The 18,690-nt window shown below is 46.6% G+C and carries 23 protein-coding genes; 5 read left to right on the top strand and 18 right to left on the bottom strand.

Annotated elements, in window-relative coordinates:
* Positions 1–22 precede the first annotated feature (22 nt).
* The gene (locus tag AC20MK_RS00975; protein ID WP_487356160.1) at positions 23–1,156 is read left to right on the top strand and encodes a Glu/Leu/Phe/Val family dehydrogenase; all 1,134 of its coding nucleotides are present in this window, start codon (positions 23–25) and stop codon (positions 1,154–1,156) included.
* Positions 1,157–1,207: 51 nt separating this feature from the next.
* Here the strand turns inward: AC20MK_RS00975 and AC20MK_RS00970 are convergent, their stop codons facing one another.
* The 7 genes from AC20MK_RS00970 to AC20MK_RS00940 form a co-directional block, all read right to left on the bottom strand.
* On the bottom strand, positions 1,208–2,143 hold the full coding sequence (locus AC20MK_RS00970) for a thiamine pyrophosphate-dependent enzyme (RefSeq protein ID WP_487356159.1): 936 nt from the start codon (positions 2,141–2,143) through the stop codon (positions 1,208–1,210).
* A gap of 4 nt (positions 2,144–2,147) precedes the next feature.
* The gene (locus tag AC20MK_RS00965) at positions 2,148–3,368 is read right to left on the bottom strand and encodes a hypothetical protein (protein WP_487356158.1); all 1,221 of its coding nucleotides are present in this window, start codon (positions 3,366–3,368) and stop codon (positions 2,148–2,150) included.
* On the bottom strand, positions 3,368–4,279 hold the full coding sequence (locus tag AC20MK_RS00960) for a 2-oxoacid:acceptor oxidoreductase family protein (RefSeq protein WP_487356157.1): 912 nt from the start codon (positions 4,277–4,279) through the stop codon (positions 3,368–3,370). The genes AC20MK_RS00965 and AC20MK_RS00960 overlap by 1 nt, the downstream gene beginning before the upstream one ends.
* A 140-nt stretch (positions 4,280–4,419) precedes the next feature.
* The gene (locus AC20MK_RS00955) at positions 4,420–5,520 is read right to left on the bottom strand and encodes an ABC transporter ATP-binding protein (RefSeq protein WP_487356156.1); all 1,101 of its coding nucleotides are present in this window, start codon (positions 5,518–5,520) and stop codon (positions 4,420–4,422) included.
* 9 nt (positions 5,521–5,529) lie between these two features.
* Entirely contained in the window at positions 5,530–6,198 is a 669-nt protein-coding gene (gene modB, locus AC20MK_RS00950; protein WP_487356155.1) for a molybdate ABC transporter permease subunit, read from the bottom strand.
* Positions 6,198–7,013 carry a molybdate ABC transporter substrate-binding protein gene (gene modA, locus AC20MK_RS00945; protein ID WP_487356154.1) on the bottom strand — a complete coding sequence of 272 codons (816 nt, stop codon included), beginning with the start codon at positions 7,011–7,013 and terminating at the stop codon, positions 6,198–6,200. Before modA ends, modB begins: the two co-directional genes overlap by 1 nt.
* A 111-nt stretch (positions 7,014–7,124) precedes the next feature.
* Positions 7,125–7,547, bottom strand: a complete 423-nt coding sequence (locus AC20MK_RS00940; RefSeq protein ID WP_487356153.1) for a hypothetical protein — start codon at positions 7,545–7,547, stop codon at positions 7,125–7,127.
* A gap of 372 nt (positions 7,548–7,919) precedes the next feature.
* Between AC20MK_RS00940 and AC20MK_RS00935 the strand changes: the two genes are divergently transcribed.
* Positions 7,920–8,327, top strand: a complete 408-nt coding sequence (locus AC20MK_RS00935) for a PaaI family thioesterase (RefSeq protein ID WP_487356152.1) — start codon at positions 7,920–7,922, stop codon at positions 8,325–8,327.
* Here the strand turns inward: AC20MK_RS00935 and AC20MK_RS00930 are convergent.
* Both AC20MK_RS00930 and AC20MK_RS00925 read right to left on the bottom strand, forming a co-directional pair.
* Positions 8,313–9,011, bottom strand: a complete 699-nt coding sequence (locus AC20MK_RS00930) for an HAD family hydrolase (RefSeq protein WP_487356151.1) — start codon at positions 9,009–9,011, stop codon at positions 8,313–8,315. The two genes, AC20MK_RS00935 and AC20MK_RS00930, sit on opposite strands and share 15 nt — an antisense overlap.
* A 111-nt stretch (positions 9,012–9,122) precedes the next feature.
* Positions 9,123–9,518 carry a response regulator gene (locus tag AC20MK_RS00925; RefSeq protein ID WP_487356150.1) on the bottom strand — a complete coding sequence of 132 codons (396 nt, stop codon included), beginning with the start codon at positions 9,516–9,518 and terminating at the stop codon, positions 9,123–9,125.
* Positions 9,519–9,965: 447 nt separating this feature from the next.
* Between AC20MK_RS00925 and AC20MK_RS00920 the strand changes: the two genes are divergently transcribed.
* Together AC20MK_RS00920 and AC20MK_RS00915 are read left to right on the top strand one after the other, a co-directional pair.
* Complete coding sequence (locus AC20MK_RS00920; RefSeq protein WP_487356149.1) at positions 9,966–10,238, top strand: hypothetical protein; 273 nt, start codon at positions 9,966–9,968, stop codon at positions 10,236–10,238.
* A 6-nt stretch (positions 10,239–10,244) separates the two neighbouring features.
* On the top strand, positions 10,245–10,595 hold the full coding sequence (locus AC20MK_RS00915; protein ID WP_487356148.1) for a hypothetical protein: 351 nt from the start codon (positions 10,245–10,247) through the stop codon (positions 10,593–10,595).
* A 6-nt stretch (positions 10,596–10,601) separates the two neighbouring features.
* Here the strand turns inward: AC20MK_RS00915 and AC20MK_RS00910 are convergent, their stop codons facing one another.
* The 9 genes from AC20MK_RS00910 to AC20MK_RS00870 all read right to left on the bottom strand — a co-directional run bounded on the left by AC20MK_RS00910 (position 10,602) and on the right by AC20MK_RS00870 (position 18,138).
* Complete coding sequence (locus AC20MK_RS00910; protein WP_487356147.1) at positions 10,602–11,027, bottom strand: rhodanese-like domain-containing protein; 426 nt, start codon at positions 11,025–11,027, stop codon at positions 10,602–10,604.
* A complete protein-coding gene (locus AC20MK_RS00905; RefSeq protein WP_487356146.1) occupies positions 11,024–11,266 on the bottom strand; it encodes a DUF2769 domain-containing protein in 243 nt (80 codons plus the stop codon). Before AC20MK_RS00905 ends, AC20MK_RS00910 begins: the two co-directional genes overlap by 4 nt.
* 28 nt (positions 11,267–11,294) lie before the next feature.
* Positions 11,295–11,987, bottom strand: coding sequence for a fibrillarin-like rRNA/tRNA 2'-O-methyltransferase (locus AC20MK_RS00900; protein ID WP_487356145.1), 693 nt, complete (start codon positions 11,985–11,987; stop codon positions 11,295–11,297).
* Positions 11,987–13,000: an NOP5/NOP56 family protein gene (locus tag AC20MK_RS00895; RefSeq protein ID WP_487356144.1), complete on the bottom strand. Its 1,014-nt coding sequence runs from the start codon at positions 12,998–13,000 to the stop codon at positions 11,987–11,989. The genes AC20MK_RS00900 and AC20MK_RS00895 overlap by 1 nt, the downstream gene beginning before the upstream one ends.
* 1 nt (position 13,001) lies before the next feature.
* Positions 13,002–13,961, bottom strand: a complete 960-nt coding sequence (locus AC20MK_RS00890) for a beta-ribofuranosylaminobenzene 5'-phosphate synthase (protein WP_487356143.1) — start codon at positions 13,959–13,961, stop codon at positions 13,002–13,004.
* A gap of 72 nt (positions 13,962–14,033) precedes the next feature.
* Entirely contained in the window at positions 14,034–14,735 is a 702-nt protein-coding gene (locus AC20MK_RS00885; RefSeq protein ID WP_487356142.1) for a DUF2953 domain-containing protein, read from the bottom strand.
* 32 nt (positions 14,736–14,767) lie between these two features.
* Complete coding sequence (locus AC20MK_RS00880) at positions 14,768–15,160, bottom strand: GerW family sporulation protein (RefSeq protein WP_487356141.1); 393 nt, start codon at positions 15,158–15,160, stop codon at positions 14,768–14,770.
* A 122-nt stretch (positions 15,161–15,282) separates the two neighbouring features.
* Positions 15,283–17,463 carry an ATP-dependent DNA helicase gene (locus AC20MK_RS00875; protein WP_487356140.1) on the bottom strand — a complete coding sequence of 727 codons (2,181 nt, stop codon included), beginning with the start codon at positions 17,461–17,463 and terminating at the stop codon, positions 15,283–15,285.
* Between the two features lie 45 nt (positions 17,464–17,508).
* A complete protein-coding gene (locus AC20MK_RS00870; protein WP_487356139.1) occupies positions 17,509–18,138 on the bottom strand; it encodes a type IV pilin N-terminal domain-containing protein in 630 nt (209 codons plus the stop codon).
* Between the two features lie 309 nt (positions 18,139–18,447).
* On the opposite strand from AC20MK_RS00870, the gene AC20MK_RS00865 reads away from it, so the two are divergent.
* Positions 18,448–18,624, top strand: a complete 177-nt coding sequence (locus AC20MK_RS00865) for a 4Fe-4S binding protein (RefSeq protein WP_487356138.1) — start codon at positions 18,448–18,450, stop codon at positions 18,622–18,624.
* Positions 18,625–18,690 lie beyond the last annotated feature (66 nt).

Below are 18,690 nucleotides of genomic sequence, written 5' to 3'. Positions count from 1 at the left end.
GGACTCTTAGGGAGGGGTTGATATGGAAGATATCTTTCGATTTGCGGATGAACTTGGACCGAGCAAGATCATCCATATATACGAGCCGTCTGTTGGATTGAAGGCGGTGTTGGTGGTGGATAATGTGGCAGCTGGGCCCTCCATAGGAGGGGTGCGCATGGCCCCGGATGTTAGCACAGAGGAGTGTTTCCGTCTGGCAAGGTCCATGACACTGAAGAATGCTGCTGCAGGTCTTCCATATGGCGGAGGTAAGGCTGTTATCTATGGTGACCCGAAGATGGCCACGGAAAAAAAGATAGAGCTTATGAGAGCTTTGGCTTCCTCACTGAGGGAGATCAAGGAATACATCTTTGCTCCGGACATGGGCACGAATGAGGATTGCATGGCCTCTGTGAAGGATGAGATAGGCAGGGCCGTGGGGCTGCCCAGGGTGATCGGCGGAATCCCCCTGGACGAGATAGGGGCTACCGGATGGGGTGTCAGGCATGCCACTGAAGTGGCCCTGGAGTTCTGTGACTTCAAGCTGGAAGGCGCCCGAATCGTGGTCCAGGGTTTTGGTGCAGTGGGTAAGAATGCAGCCCGTTTCCTTGCGGAAATGGGTGGGTCGGTGGTGGCAGTGTCGGATTCCTGGGGCACCATATACAACCCTGAGGGGCTTGATGTTGATGCATTGATCACCTTGAAGGAGGCCGGAGGAAGTGTGGTCGATCATTTTGAAGGGGAGAGGCTTGAGCGTGATGCGGTCATAGACATTGATTGTGACATATGGATCCCGGCAGCCCGGCCGGATGTGCTTAATGAGGACAATGTACATCGCCTGAGGGCAAAGCTCGTGGTCGAGGGTGCCAACATCCCCATCACCCATGGTGCGGAAAAATACCTTCACGAAAAAGGGATCATCTGTGTCCCGGACTTCATTGCCAATGCAGGCGGAGTGATCTGCGCTGCCATGGAGTATGAGGGAGCCAGCGAATGTGCAGCACTCCAGATTATAGGAGAGAATGTGCGTATCAATACCAGACTGGTGTTGGAGGAAGCATCATGCAAATGTATACTTCCCAGGGAAGCCGCCATGGACCTTGCCCTACAAAGGATCCGCAAAGCCATGGGTTATAGACGATGGTCCCTGTTCTCGTCCGCCCCGGGATTCGTATAATGACCAAATGGGATGAACGGATGGGATCATTCTCCGGGAATGAGTATGGAGTTAAGGAAGGAGATTGTATTTTCTCCAGTACTCATCCACCATCTCCTGGATACTTTTCAGTTCATCCTCCTGTCTCACAGGTTTAAAAAGATGGGCGAATCGTTCCTGCTCTTTCAGGTAGTCTTCCACAGGCCTGAATTCCTTTGGAACGAATGTATGTTCCACCTTGCCATGGACAGACTCCTTTAAGGGCCAGATCCCTGTCTCGACCGACAGCTTTGCAAGACTTACGGAGTGAGAGGGATCGAATCCCCATCCTGGCGGGCAGGAGGAATGGGATATGAAGAGTTTTGGACCCTTGTACTGCTCTGCTTTTCTGAACTTGTTCATCAGGTCAACAGGATAGGCCGGCGAGATGGTTGCAAGGTAGGGAGGTTTATGACTGTTCCATATCTCGAACAGGTCCTTCTTTTGAAGCTGTGCGCCAGCTGGTCTTGCCTCCCCCGGCGGGCTGGTCGCTGTCCTTGATGCAAAGGGTGTTGCCCCCGATTGCTGGAATCCGGTATTTCCATATGCCTCATTGTCATAACAGATATAATAGAAGTCCAGATTGCGGTAAATAGCCCCGGATGTGGACGACAGGCCCATGTCATATGCAGAACCGTCCCCGGTCAGCACGACCACCTTCAGGTCCTCTTCCGGATCCAGCTTCCCCTTTTTGATCAATATATCCAGGGCATCCCGGACCCCCTGGGCTCCGGCAGGTGCACAGGCCATCGCCGTATAGAGCCAGGAATTCCTAAACGGTGTGAAGGGATATATGGAAAGGAGGGTAAAACAGCTTGCAGCATTCACGATAACGATCTTTTCCCCCAGCGCCTTCAGGCAATGTCTAAGGGTCAGGAGCCCACCACAACCTGCACATGCGGGAGTTCCTGATAGTATGTTCTCCTCAGGAGGTATTTCCCTGATGGACCTGATGGGTATTTTATCCATATCTTTATCCCTTCCCTGCGATTTCCTTCAATCCTGCCATTTCTTTCCACTCATTCTCCGTATACAGGAGATGTGGCGTTTCTACAATTCCAGTATCCGCTGCTATGGTCATTTTGTCAAAGATGAACTCGAATTCTTCCGGGCTGATGTTCTTTCCCCCGAGCCCTCCAATGAAGGATAGCAAAAGGGGTCTGTTTGCCTCATTGTACAGGCAACCGGCCATCTCAGAATATATGATCCCACCCTTGCCTATGCTGATGTTCTGGTCTATGACAGCCACTGCCCTTTTCCCTTTCAATGCATTCCTTATATCAGGCTCCGGAAATGGTCTCAATACCCTCAACCTCAGTAACCCGGCCTTAAGCCCTTTCTCCCGTGCTCTTTTCACGGCAGCTTTCCCGAGGGTGGAAAATGAGTTTATCATGACAAGGACATATTCGGCATCTTCCAGCATATATTCATCAGTGGTGCCGTATTTCCTGCCAAATCTCTGCTCGAAGTCCCCGCACACTTCCTTGTAGACCTCAAGGGCATTCTTACTTGCAAGGTGCATTTGGTATTTGAAATAGGAATAGAACTCCCCGCCAAGGACCGCCACGCCCTGGGCCATGGGCTGAGCTGGCTTGAAAAAGGCATGTTCCGGCTGGTATTCCGGCAGGAAACCTCTGACGGACTCCACATCCGGGACATCCACAGGTTCTCTGGTAAATGAGAGGTAAAAACCGTCCATGTTCACGATGACAGGCAAGAGCACCCGCTCATCCTCGGCCAGTTTGTATGCCATCAGTACCGAATCAAGTACCTCCTGGCAGGTCTCGCAATGGACCTGTAAGAATCCCGAATCCCTGATCGCCAGAATATCGTTGTGGTCAGGCCCCAGAGTGATCGGTGAGGACAATCCCCTTGATACATTCACCATCACCAGAGGGACCCTCCATCCTGCCACTGTATAGATCATCTCAAATCCATACAACAGTCCCTGGCTGGATGTGGCCGTGAAGGTCCTGACCCCTGTGGCTGAAGCAGCACCTGCTGCCGTTACCATGGAATGCTCCGAGTCCATGGTAACAAACCTCGCATCCATGGCCCCGTCGGAGATCCACTTTGCAATTGTCTCGATGATCTCCGTCTGGGGAGTTATAGGATAGGCCGGAATATAATCCACTTCTGACAGCCGCACTCCCCAGGCAGCTGCACCGTTGCCGGTCAACATCTCTTTTCCCATTATCGTTCACCTTCCTCTGCCTGGGAGTGCATCTCCCGCACATCATTGATGGCCTTTTCCGGACATTCCCTGGCGCATATGAGACATCCCTTACAGTTTTCGTAATCAGCATAAGGATATCCGCCCTCATTTACATGGATACAACCCTCGGGACACCTGGCAACACAGGTCATGCACCTGGTGCAGAGGTCATAATCCCAGACAGGCCTGAATACCCGCCAGTTCCCCGTTCTTCGCAGGGGTGTATTGCCGGTTGTATTTATGGCAGGACTGGAAACAAGAGCTGTTTCGAAAGGTATGTTGATGACATTCTCCCCTTCCCGTATGGCCTCAGTGGTTTTCATTTGTACCGGGACCAATGCATCGTAACAATAAAGTGCAGCCTCTATATTCTTCTCAAGAAGTCCCCTGTCCGATATTATTCCGGACAGCTCCTTTTCCAGGGCATCCCTTAAGGCATCCTCTCCAATACCTGCGATACTGGAAGCAACAGCGGCTGCAAGGCTGCTGAGGACGGGCTTTCCGATCATATCAAGGCCGATCTTTGTCAGGTCCAGTGTTACCACATGATCTGCGATACTGTATCTTTCCTTTGTTTCCACAGCACTCCGGGGTGTGTTCACAAAAACGACACCCCCATTTTTAAGCCCCGATAAAGGCATTGCCTTAGGATCTGAAAGGAGGGTTTCATCTATAACTATCACAATATCAGGATCTGAGATCAAGCCCCGCTCCATGATGTTCTCTCTGGATATGCGAGTAAAGGCAGTGATCGGTGCCCCCCTTTTCTCGGCACCATATAATGGAAAATCCTGTACATTGTAACCTTCCAGAAATGCAGCTGTACCGAGTACTCTGCTGGCAACCTTCGCTCCCTGGCCACCCCTGCCGTGGAATCTCAATCTGAGCATAATAACTCCCCAACATCTTTAGGATTTTCTGTCTATAAATATCCTCTCATCCCTTGTCTGAGCTATAGGGTAGATGAGATCAGGGTGTTTTTAACAGGCTGGCCGACCAATGTGCAGACTTTTTCGTGAGATCTTTGACCTCACTCAAAGACCAGCACATCCTTCGCTGCGATCTTAACAATGACATGTGACCCCCGAACACCATCCAGAAGCCTTGTCGGAACATCACATAACAGGACCACATTGCTTCCTTCAATTTCCACTGCCATCAGCTTGCTGCTACCCTTATCCGTAACATCAAGAACAGTGCCTGCAAAAACGTTGCCCTCATCAGAGAGCAAACCCTCATCATAGGCCAGCAGATGTACGTTCTCCGGCCTTACCCCCCAGGAAACTTTTCCTGGACCGGACACCTCCGAACTTGTGACAAATTGCAGACCTCTGCCTTCAAGAACAAAGCCTTCAGGAGAACTCCCCACCACATCCCCATCCTCAAAGATATTGCTGACACCCACAAGTTCTGCCACATCCCTGTCAACAGGAGAATAGAACACTTCCCTTGGACTGCCTGACTGGTGGACCTGTCCCTCATGAAGGACCACGACCCTGTCTGCAAGCGAGAACGCTTCCTCTGGACTATGGGTGATGAACAGTACAGGGATGCCAAGATCATTCTGAATGGTTTTTATCCTCTCCCTCAGTCGCATCCTTACCACCATATCAAGGGCAGAGAAAGGCTCATCCAGCAACAGAATATCAGGACTCGGTGCAAGTGCCCGGGCAAGGGCTACCCTCTGTTTCTGACCTCCCGACAACTGAGAGGAATACCGCCCCTCCAGGCCCTCGATATGCAACAGACGGAGCATTTCGAACAATCTTTCCTCCTTCTTTGCCTTATCCCAGCCCTTAAGGCCATAGACGATGTTCTTCCCCACATCCATATGCGGAAAAAGGGCATAGTTCTGGAAAACATAGCCCGGCCTCCTGTACTGCGGCTGGAGATCCACACCCGAATCGCTATCATAGTACGTTTTTCCATTGACAACGATACTTCCGCACTCAGGGGTTTCCAGCCCTGCGATACATCGAAGGGTCGTGGTCTTACCGGAACCGGAGCGACCAAAAAGGACCACCAGCTCATCCCCCACCTCAAAACTGACATTAAGAGAAAAAACATCATCCTTGCTGCCCTTTCTGCCACGGGACCCATACTTCTTTGACAAGCTCACTTTTACGCCCATTTAACCACCTCACACGCTCCAACGGTCCACGAACTTTGCAGCCAGTGCCATGGATACCAGTGAAACAACGACCAGAGTGATGACAAGAATGTTTGCAAGAGTATCATTGCCTGACTGGAACGCCGTATAGATGGACAACGACATGGTATTCGTTTTCCCCGGAATGTTCCCTGCGACCATAAGGGTCGCACCGAACTCTCCCACAGCCCTTGCAAAACTTAACACTATGCCTGCAAGTATGCCTTTTTTGGCAAGGGGCAGGGTGACAAAGAGCATGGTCTCAAGCTCACTGTGCCCGAGGGTATAAGCCGCATACTCCAGTTCACGGTCCACCGCACTGATAGCAGAAGTAGTGGTCTTCACCATAAGAGGAAGGGACACAACAAAGGCCGCTATCACCGCAGCATGCCATGTAAAAAGCAGTGACCAGCCCGTCATCTCAAAAAGAAAACCACCTATTGCACCGTTCTTGCCCAACAGAACAACAAGCAAATAACCCGTAACTGTTGGCGGAAGCACGAGCGGAAGGGTAACCAGAATATCAGCTAGCCATTTCCCCCTGAAATCCCTCCTCGCAAGGGCATAGGATATGAGGATACCGAGCACAGCAACGAGAGAGGTGGACAGAACGGCCACCTTTAAAGTGATCGATAGGGGGATCAAGGCATCTTCAAGCATCAATTATCATCCATTACAGTAAAGCCATATTTTACGAATATATCTTTTCCCTCATTAGAAATAACATAATCGATGAATTCCCGGGAGGTATCCCTTTCATCTGAAGATGAAACGACTGCAATAGGATAGCTTATACTGGTATTTAATGGGATTTGTGCAACAACATCTATCTTATCCATATCCGAGGCAATCGCATCGGTCATATATACAAATCCCGCATCGACTTCCCCGCTCTCAACATAAACAAGCACCTGTTTCACACTCCCCGCATAGATGAGCTTTTCACTTACATCGTCCCACAGAGAAGCTACCTCAAGTGCACCTTTCGTATATCTGCCCACAGGTGCGATCTCCGGGTCTCCAATGGCTATCTTTGTAACTGAAACATCCGCAAGGTCTTCGAGGGATCCTATACCATTCCCATTTGCCTTTGGAACTATCATCACAAGAGAGTTCTCAGCAAAATCATGCCTTGTGTCAGCATAGATCAGATCCTCGGACCCAAGGAGGTCCATATGCTTCTGTGAGGCCGAAGCAAAAACATCGATGGGAGCACCGGCTTCTATCTGCATACGCAGGGTACCTGACCCTGCCAGATTAAGAATTATATCGATATCAGGATGCGTCTCTTCAAACTTGCGTTCGAGCTCGGTGAAACTTTCGGACAAGCTTGCTGCGGCAGAGACAGTGACCTCTGACCTCGCATCCGCATTAGATGATGACGATCCCAAAAAGGCACCCCAGCCCGTAACTAAAAGTGCCAATACCAATATCACTATGACAGATATGCCCATTAATGAATGATTTTTGCCCATACAATACCTCTGATCGCCATAATAAACCGTTATGTTTAGTAGAACATAACGAAATGAGATTAGATTGTTTGTATAAAAAATTTATTGTCAAGCGGACATAAGAACTAAAACTTAATACTGCCCGATCAGTTTTGCGACCAGCCTGTGAACACCATGCATGCTTAGGTCCTTTCCAAGATACAGCATAGGACACCTGCCAGTGTAACATTGATGATCCGCACAAAGTTCTCTAACAGCAGGAGTATCCGTTTTCCAGTGAACCCAGGTATTGACCACACCTTTCTCGAAAAGGCCTTTCATGGCATCTGCGGGTTCGGTCTTTGTCAGTCCTATCACTGCATTTTCCACGCCTTCCGGGGCCTCACCTATAGATTTGATCGCATCTAGCGCAGGTCTGTCAGAAAGATCGATATAATGAACCGTTTTTCCCTTCTTCCTGAGTTCCTCGACCGCCCATTCCATTGCAGGCTTGGTCCTATCACTAACAAGAATGAACTCATCTGTATCCCAAAACTTCGAATAGGTATTTTCCATTATAATAACTCCCACAATTGAAAACTATACAGATATCTGTACCAAACAAAATGATCTGAATAGAGTACCTTAAATAATCAAGGATGTTGACACTTAAAAGACCTTCTATTTGTTCCACTATGCCTTTAAAGTATGGATATTTGCCTATTATCCATAGTCACCCTAGATCACAAAAGAACAATTCACACAATGAGATAACTCCACTGGAAATAAGGGGGTCTAAACGCTAACATCATTACATTCTCATTTATGGATAGTGCGTACCTAACATTCACACATTTGCTTTTTTATAAACTACCTTCAGAGAAGGTAAGATGTAGTGAATACTTAAAACATGCACATCCTATCAAATAACTGAATGGATGCGATACAATGGAAAAGATAAAAGAATTCTTCAAAATGGACAAGCTCGCAGAATACATCGATATTGAGCTCCTGGAAGTCTCGGAAGGCTACGCAAAAGCGAAGATGGACATCCAGGAACACCATCTGAACGGAGCGGGTATCGTTCATGGGGGAGCAATATTCACCCTTGCAGACTTCGCATTTGGAGCCGCTGCCAATTCCCATGGCACAATCGCATTTACAATAAATGCCAACATATCCTTCGTAACTTCCACAACATCCGGGACCCTGTATGCCAAGGCCCACGAGAATTCAAAGAACCCAAAGATAGCAACCTATACAGTGGACATTACGGACGATGAAGGAAATGCCATAGCAATATTCCAGGGAATGGCATACAGGAAAAAAATGAGTGTAGATTCATTCATGAGCTGAACAAAATTTCAGGCGTAAAGCCTCAACAGATTCCATTTCCATATGATCAAGTCCAAGCAGGAAATCCCTTAGCATTCGATGGTCATCCACTAACCTGTCGGCGTTTTTCAGGCTTTCCTTACTGACATAGGTCGGAACGGCCAGACAGAACATACCTGCCCGATTTGCAGCCTCCACACCCATTGCTGCATTTTCCACAACAAGACATTCACCTGCATCCAGCCCGAACATATCAGCAGCACTCAGAAAAGGATCGGGAGCAGGCTTACCATTACCCACATCCTCGCCACTTATGACAACATCGAAAATACCACCATAAAGACTATTGATAATATCCTGCACTATATTCCGGTCAGCCCCGGAAACCACCGCAAGCATAAAACGCTCTTTCAAGATCGGAAGACTCTTGAGCAGCTCACCAAAAGCTTTCAGTTCTACAATTCTGGAAAACTCATCCCTGTATCTGCTTATCAGCCCATCTACATCAAAGTTCAGAAGATCGACACCATCTTTCTCCAGCAAATAGCTTACGATCTCCACTGTCTTTGAGCCTTCCATATTATAGACATCCTGAGCATCCATGGAAAAACCCATTTCAGCAAAGACATGACTCAAAGCTTCCGTGTGATAGGGCATAGAATCTACCAGCACCCCATCCATATCGAATATCAAAGCTTTTAGCACAATTAACACCTGGATAGAACCTTATTGCAGAACACCAAATACCAGAAATGGATACAAGATAAATAATAATCGAACAGGAAAATGAAAAGCGATAAAACACCAATAGAAGATTTACTTTAACCTTACTTCTTTTCCATGTTTGTGGAGGGCGATCTCAATATTGGATTTGAGGTCCTGTTCTTTGAACGGTTTAGAGATATAACCATAGGGTTCTGCTACCTTAGCCCTCTCAAGTGTATTATCATCAGTATATGCTGTAAGGAAGATCACAGGAATATCGAACTTGATGCGGATCTCATTTGCAGCTTCGATACCGTCCATATCGCCTCTCAGCATGATGTCCATTAGCACAAGATCAGGATAAAAAAGATCTGCTTTAGTAATTGCATCCTCTCCGGAGGAAGCGGTACTAGGCACTGAATATCCCAGGCTTTCGAGCTTGTTCTTAATACTCAACGCCACAATATTCTCGTCCTCGACGACTAAAATGCTTGTTTCTTTATTCATGCGCCCTTTATACCCCATTTTTTGCCAAACATGACCCTAAACGCTTTAACATATGCATCATCCGTGGAAATTCTGCAACTACCAATAATAAGCGTATTCAATAATTGTGAACTTAACAAAGTAGTTTTTTTGATCCCAATACATTTTCAGAGAACTATACCAGTATACTAGTATCAGTCCCGATTAGTATAAAATAATTTTCATTAACTGAGCATAAACACATAGACCTTTACTAAATCCCCCCACAAATTGATGGGAATTGTTTAGGAACATATCATCAATAATAATTTCAGAAAATGTGAATCAACATTCCTAAAATGGAACTATCAGCATTGACAGAATATCGAAAGCTTCTTTATAAGATATTTCATAAATGAAAAAAAGAGATCATTATCTTAAAGAGATTAACAAAATTTGTATAAACAGGTAGTTCATCTTTAGATAGTGATGCCGGAAAATATAGAAAACACCCCATTGACATCCTGGAATCCAGAGATCAAAGCCCCATCCATTGACGATAGCTCATATATCCACCCACAAGCCATTGTGATCGGAGATGCGAACATTGGTAAACGAGTAATGGTATCCCCCTTTGTATCCATAAGGGCCGATGAAGGTAGCCCCATCCACATTGGCGACGACAGTAATGTTCAGGATGGAGTTATTATTCATGGCATGAAGACCATTGATATTAAAGGAAATCCAATTAAAGCAAATTAGGTGAATGTGGAAGGCAGACCATATTCAGTATATGTGGGAAAAAGGGTTTCAATTGCCCACCAATCACAGATACACGGCCCGGCTGCAGTCTGTGATGATGCATTTCTCGCAATGCAGACACTGGTATTCAATGCAACCGTTGGCAAAGGCTCCGTGCTTGAACCTAAGTCTGGTGCCTTTGGCGTAGATATCCCTGAGAACAGGTATGTTCCTGCAGGAATTGTGATCACCAAACAGGAAGATGCAGACTCTCTGCCGGAAATATTCGAAGGATATTTTTTTGAAAATACAAACAGAGAAGTAGTTAACGTGAACATCGAGCTTGCCAAGGGATATACGGAAAAGAGTGAAAGATAAAAGGGATCAAGTCACGTAAGGATATTCCATTGACATCCAGGCAGTGATCCCACCTTTCATATTATAGACATCCGTATAACCGGCCTTGACAAGGGTCTTACTTGCCCTGACACTTCTTGACCCTGTACGGCAATAGACCAGAATGACCTTGTCCCCTGGAACTTCATCCAGCCGCGACCCCAGTTTTGAGACCTCGATGTTCACTGCACCTTCGAGATGGCCTGAATTGAACTCACTTTCTGTGCGCACATCCAGAAGGAAAACATCTCCCTTATCGAGCATATCTTTAGTCTCATGAACGGATACATCCTTATAGCTCACATCTACCCCATTTTTATTTGACGCAAATTTACCATATCCGATACCTAAAGCAATGCATGCAATTACCAGTAAGATCACCAACATAGTGATATTATTTGATAGAATGCTCATTTAGTATCGCCCCGGCAAAAGAAGTCTCCTTCGAAGCCAAACTGATTGTAAACATAACAGTCCCTGCAAAGACATTCCTTTTTTTCCGGAAGCGGGCGATCATTGCCACGTGCGCAGAACATATAGCCATCTCCGGGGTATGAAGCACAACGTTTGCAGTTACAGGCTTTAGAATGGTGGAAGGAGGGACAGACCCCAAAATATTTCCCACCGGACATCCTTTTTTCAGTATCTGACATTCACAACCCCCACATATAGAGAAAACATTTAATTTTCCTTAAGGACCTTTTTCGCAACCAGTCCCAAATGGTCCTCATGGAACGGTGCGAGGTCGTGTTTCTTAATAACCTTGAATTGGGTATCGAAGTCCTTTTCCAGTTTGTTCACTTCCTCTTTGAAGACCTTGGAAGGATTAGCCACAGTATCAATACTTCTGGCCTTAATGGAAAGCAGCAGATGCCCATCTTCCTTAAGGAACTGTCCCGCATTCACCGCAGCGATCTGTGCCTGATTGGGCTGGGCAACGTCCTGAAAGATCACATCCACCTGTTCAACGATATGAGCATAGAGATTCGGACGGGAGGCATCTGCAAGTATTGGCACGATATTGGACCTTGTATCACAGAGCTGGATCAACTCCCGCATGGTACGTGGAGAGAACTCCACCGCATAGACGATACCATTTGGAAGCATATCTGAAACGTGGCTTACGGTAGTGCCGGATGCGGCTCCAAGATACAGGACCCTTGAATCACTTTTTATTGGCACCTTCATCTTCTTGAGGACCATTGCCGCGAGTTTGCTCCTGCGGGCATCCCAGGCACGATATTCCTCACCTTCTGATTCCAGCAGATTCTCACCATAGACGTTCGAGCCGGGGTTGGCATTCTTTGTGGCCAGTATCTTCTTACCGCCCTTTCGAACCTCGAATATACCCTCTGAGATCTCATTCACATCCATTACCTCTCGCCTCCTTTCTTTTTACCCTTGTATCCTTTGCCAGCTGGCTTTTGTTTAACAGGAGGCTTGGGATTGGCAGCTTTTATGGAATTCACCTTCTTCTCGAGGTCCACCTTTATCTCAGGATGCAATTCACCGGAATAAACATCCATGCGTGCTGCCAGACTTATCTTTGCAGCCAGCACACGTGCGATCTTACCCCTCTGCCACCAGGGGGAGTTCTTGACCAGAGGATTATTGAATATTATACCGTGCTTTGGAGACGGTGCCCGCCCACGGAGATGTTTGAAGAGTGCCCTGTTGGCACCCATGACCTGAACCGTGCTCGATGGCAATTGAGAAAGCCTTGCCAGGCCACCGGTCATGCTGATGAGCCGGGCACCGATAAGAGAACCCGCGATCAATGTGACGTTCGGTGCCATTTGTTCCATGTTCCTTACTATACTCGCTTCAATGCTGTGCCGACTGTCATAAAGCTCACAGGCATTGGAAGCAAAGCCCTTTATAAGCTCCTCATCGGCAGAAGGGAGTTCAGAACCCATGGAAGAGGTTGCCTTTTCGAACATAGGATGTTCGGCAGGAACGTTGTTGCGTGAGCCGAACTCGCTAACGAAACGTGAAAGCGGTTCAGAGCTTAGACCCAATTCCGGAAAATGAAGACCATACCATTCGGACAGACGCTCGGAAAGTACGTTGACAACATCATCGATATCATCCAACGCCTCTACCGCCTGGATTATTTGCATATCCGGAGTATTCGTCCTCGATATCTGTAACTTCGCAGCACGAATTGACACATCCCTTAACAAGGAATTGTATTCCTCATCGTTCTCCACGAAACCGCATTCAATTGCCACTGCTCGAATATCGAAACCACTGTAGGGAGAATATGCGACAGCATCCTTCTGGAGCAGCAGTTCCGCAAGCTCATCAACATCCTTGTTGAAAGGTTCACATTCACTGACACCATCGTAACCAATGGTCAGTATACCATACCAAGTAATGATCTTCAAATCAATCCTTCCATATCATTGCACCGGAATTGTTCGCTTTAGTAAGGACAACGGTGCCGCCCCCTGTCTCATCAAGGAAATGTTGCACTTCATCCCTTATTTGTTCAGCCATACGTCTGTTATCAATGAATCCAAATACTGCAGGACCAAAGGAGCTCATCCCTGCCCCACATGTGCCAAGGTCCTGCATAAGTTCCATAAGCTCCCTTACTTGCCGGGATTGCAAAGCAACCTCACGCTTCTTGAAACCAACATTCTGTAAATGGTCCACTGCAAACCCGAAGTTCTCGATATCGCCTTCGAGTATAGCAGGCAGCATCTGCATCAGCACCACATGACAGACTTCCTGCACTTCGCTCAACGGTATGGGACATTCCTTTTTGAAAATATCAACCTCTTGCGAATCATGTGCACCAATAGAATCGGGGATTGCGAGAATGATATCCCAATCCGGAAGATCATGTCTGAAAACCACAGGAGCCGGTGTTGCTTTGCTGGCAGAGGAAGGAGAGAAAGAACCTTTCTCACTGAACTTATGCCCGACATCCACAAGAAAGCCACCGTTCTCAAAGGAGGCGACTCCAATACCAGAAGTACCGCCCCTGCCAACCGCAATGGCAAGTTCCCTTACGGTCAGCCCGAGACCATATAGCTCGTTCACTGCCGCTGCCGCACTCAACGCGGACTGCGTCCCGGAACCAAGACCCACATGGGCGGGCATATCCTCTTCGACATGTATGAGGACACCCTCCCCCTCAGGAAGAACGGCCTTTGCCGCTTCGACCATACGGTCTGCAAAACTGGAGTTACCCTTCACTTCGACCCCATCCGCCTTTTCAGCAGAAAGCACAATATTGGGATGGTCAAGGGTTATCCCTATACCGCCATCTATTCTGCCGATCTCTGCATTCAGATCTATCAATGATAAATGCAATCTGGATGGAGACCTTATTTTGATCATGGTCGGTTATCTGTGTTCATATTATTAAATACCTAACACTATTGAAAAATGAGGGTGTTAAGCCCCGGAAAGTTAACTGGAAGAATATCTGTTTTTCGCAAACCACCAGCCGGTCTTCAGCACCTTTACATTGAATATGAACATCAAAAGCGGAGGAATAAAAGAACCGATCCTGAAACGAATTGAACCTGAAAGATGCATATCGAACGCCTCGTCCATGAACACCGGATATAAAGAATAACTGAAACTTCGGGACCTTCCCCGAATTATGGAAGCCAGCGTATGCAGATAGCCGCACAATATTCCCGTGTCAGCAGGGTCAGGCAACCCATACGTAAGATCGAATGCGAGATCCCTTATGTGTAACTGAAAAAGAAGACCTTTCATCAAATGGAGGAACTGCCCCTTTATAGCATAACCTTTCCTTGCCATTTCATACATATTTTTCAGAGGATGATCTGGGTCCTCCTTTGGAGTATCTTCCCCTGTCGAAGTGGTACCCTTTGTTGGAGTACCGTCCCCTGTCGAAGTTGTACCATTCGTTAGAGTGCTCTCCTCTGTCGAAATTGTGCTATTCGTGACAGGGACCTCTTTTGTGTCAGATCTACCTGAAAAGTTGTAAGACAGGAACATCCACTTCAAACTGAAATTGCTTCGGACACCGGAAAGACCACCATTAACATCAAATGCTACAGCTATCGGTGCCAGCAGGATCAGTGCCAGCAAGAAGATGACGATCAGAACCATTACGTAAAGGAAGAAAATAAGTTCCAAACTATCACTTGCCGATAAAAGAAAAAGGAGGTTTATTCAGCATCCTCAGATGCATCCTTATTTTTATCGTCCTTTTTCATTTTGCCCTTTGCAGACCTTATCTTTTCGTAAACTCCGGGAACTGCATCAAGTAGCTTGCCAAGATCACTGTTTCCGGAAAGGGTCATCAGCTTTACCCCTTCATCGGAGACCACGAGAAAAGCAACGGGCTCGATCTTAGCACCGCCTCCACCGCCACCTCCGAAACTGGATTCAACGCCATCTTTGGAGCCTTCGCCCCCGCCGCTTCCAAAGCCAAAGGAAACCTTGGTAATAGGAAGGATGGTTTTATCCCCGGCAATGACCGGTTCACCAACAACTGTTTTAGCACTCACCAGACGTTCAAGTTCACTGGTAACCTCTTTCATAACATCTTCAAGACCCATAAATAAACCCCCATATTAGTTCTGAGACCGTACATATTCAAATGAAAGATAACTATGAATATCTATGTTGATGAACAGTTAAAAATTTAGCCCCATGAGAAAGGAATAGAACAGAACCGAAGTTACTGCTCTTCGTTATCCACAAAGAAGTTCATGAGCGAATACTTTACTTTTTCAGGCTCAACATCCACGAACTCACTTCTCTCTGCCGGGGGGAACACTTCGAATACCGAGAACTTACCGAACCTCTTCTTTGAGTCCGTGAGGAACCTCCCATCAAGAAGGATGCGAGCACCATAGTCGGTAGGAGAACGTACCACGCGGCCCATTGCCTGTCTGATCTTACGGATGGTGGGAACCTGGATCGCAAACTCCCAGCCTGCACCGTAGCCGAAGACATGGTCATACGCAGATTCCACTGCATTCATCCTGTCATTGAGTGCAGGATAGCCGACCCCTACGATTATAACTGTGCGGCCGCGGCCATCCCTATAATCAATTCCTTCGCTCAACGTACCCCAAAGGTATGAGAGCAAAACTGCTTTACCGTTGTCCTCCCCTATTGCGAAGAACTCTTCCCGCACATCCTGTGAGGATACGCCTACCTCATCAAGGAATACCGGCACATTGACAAGGGGTTCGATCTTTGAATAATAGCGTTTGGCCTCAAATGCACTCTGGAAAAAGAGAATGACATTACCCTTTGAATGTTCTATGGACTCCAGAAGCACCTGTTCCAGAAGTTCAGTTACATGCCTATCATCACGGTTCTTGGCAAAGAGCGGAGGGATCGAAACTGCGATGGAAAGCCTTTTTTCTTCAGGGAAGGAGGTCCCGTAGGACATCTCACACGTATCCCTCGTGATACCCAGGGTCTTCTTCACCATATCGAAGGGATGAAGCGTTGCTGACATGAGGATCACCGAGAAAAGAGAATTGAAGAGCGGTTCGGTCACGTTCTTCGGGATACATGTGAAAAGCTCCACACGCCCGTATATATCATCGTTCATATCCCTGCGGACGTTCAAAATTGGATAGTAGTTAAGATTGTGGGATAGTTCGATATAAACTGACATGAAATCCGCAACATTCCTTATATGTGAACGTTTCATGACACTGCTCAGGCCTTTCTTGTATTGGTCCCGATATGTCTCGTCCAGTTTGGCACCAAGCGCACTTGCTTCTGAAAGCAATATCTGTATATCGCCCTTCTCACCAAAATCTCCCTTGGCCTGACGGAGGAACTTACCGCGCACAATGTCATTGCGTTCATAAGGATCGCTTATGCGCATATCATACCAGTTCTTCCGGACACGTTCACGTTCACCGAACTTGAACCTTGAATTGTAGGTCTCCGAGATCACATCAAGGAAGATCTTGAAAATATCGTGTATATTATTATCTGCCAGAAGGTCACTGTTAGCTTCGAGTTCAGCCATTGCTTTTTCAATTGAATGTTCGGTAAGGGATAAAGAGGAATGTGACCTTGCGGCAGATTCGAGATTATGGGCCTCATCAAAAATGACAATGGTCTCCTGGGGCTCTTTTTCGATCCAGCCCAGCACCGTTGAGAAAATATCCGGATTCAGAACATGATGGTAATTGCATATCAGCAGGTCTGCGTGCTTTAGCTCCCTTTTCACCAGCTCATACCCACACATTCCATCCTTGATAGCATTCTCATTGATCTCCTCAGGAGAGCGTACTTCTTTGTAAAGCCAGCCTCTGAACTTTTCACTATCTGAGCGTAGAACCTCATAAAGATCATTACACGAGCGGTCACGAAGACCTCTTGCCTTCTCTTCCACAGCATCGATCTCTTTTGACAATTCATCCCTAAGGGTCACGAATGCCGGGTCATGGGACTTCTTGTAACTGTCCCGTGCAGAGTTCAGTTCCTGCCTTTTAAGATAGATCTCCCTCTCCGTCTCCATCAGCTCAAAGGTGTTCTCCCTTTTAACAGAACATTCCTCATAATCAGCTTCCTGGGGGCACATCGTGGTCTTGCCTTTTATGACCGCGACCTTGACATCCTGAACCTTTTTTATGTCACGTGCCTCATTGATGAACTGTACCATCTGCTGGTGCACATTGGTAGCGATAATGACGGTCTTGCCTAACATCTTACCAACATGAAGTGCCGGAACAAGTGCACTAAGTGTTTTACCGGTCCCGCAGGCTCCTTCGAACAGAACTAACTGTTGCTGCATAAGGGCACTGTGGATACGGTCCATTGCTTCCTGTTGATTAGGATAGCATGAATTTTGCGTAAAATATTTCATGAATGCAGGCTTGTCGCTCATCGCGTTCCCTATGATGTTACCATACTTTAATAGTATTGATTAAAATTATTCGAAAGGTCTTACATACACAACATCTTCGCAGATCACACGTTCTGTCAAACCATCGAATATCTTTACCGTGACAGTTCCCCCATCCTTGAAACCGTAATTATTGGAAGTGTCGAAATAGCCATTTACACTTACATGAACAGTGGAAGCATCTGTACCATTTATACTGTCATCCCCATTCAACACCAGGATCTCGCCTGCTGACCACAGTCCATCATCGATACATGGATTATTGCTAATATATGTAAAGCATGAACCCTCCGGCGTAAGGTCAAAATATTTCGCAGTGAGTTGCCCATAGACCTTGAACCCACCATTGCCTACCTGACCCACATAACTGCTACCCTCTCCACTGAGAACCACAAAGGTAGAATCAAGATCAAGAGGATCTCCACCCTTGTGTTCAAGTATAACGAAATTCTCTTTGTACTGCACCGCATTCGGAACACCACCCAAAGCATCGTTCACTTCGATCATCGCCACAGGAGTGGAAGAAGACAGGGATAGAATAGAACCGGTGCTTACAACAGTTGTTGCCACTGCGCCTGCAAGGAGAACTGTCATGATCACCAACAGAACTGCTCCAATTGCAGGTGCCACTGCATTATTATTTTTTATGATCGCCACCACAGGATCCACCGAACAGCAGACATCTTGAATATATTAAACGGTTTCGTCAAAAAATAAGATTGTAATGATAATTTGTCTGCAGACACCTTATTAGAATGAAGTATTATATGGAGACTGTTTTTACATGATCCCAAACACTGACGCATATTAGAGAACAAATATAAATTGCAGAGGAGAAGCGCAATTTTTCAAAAAATAGAAACTTTTTTTGGATAATCGATACCTTTTTATCTAACTTATTTAATGGGTATATTGCAAATTTTGCACTCATATAATTAGATTCAAATTTAATAGGAGAAATGAACAATGGTAGCAGTAATTAACAGAGACGAATGTGTAGGATGCGGAGCATGTGTAGACGATTGCCCATCTGAAGCGATCTCAATGGACGGAGAGAACATCGCTTTAGTGAGCGCTGACGACTGTATTGACTGTGGTGTATGTGTGGACAGCTGTCCAACAGACGCTATCTCAATGGAATAAGCTTACTTATTCCATTACTATTTTTATTTTTCATATTGATAGGTTCTTTTAACATCGACATAATGA

The sequence above is a fragment of the Methanococcoides sp. DA23 genome, assembly GCF_057593895.1.
This window is presented reverse-complemented; position numbering and strand designations above follow the sequence as displayed.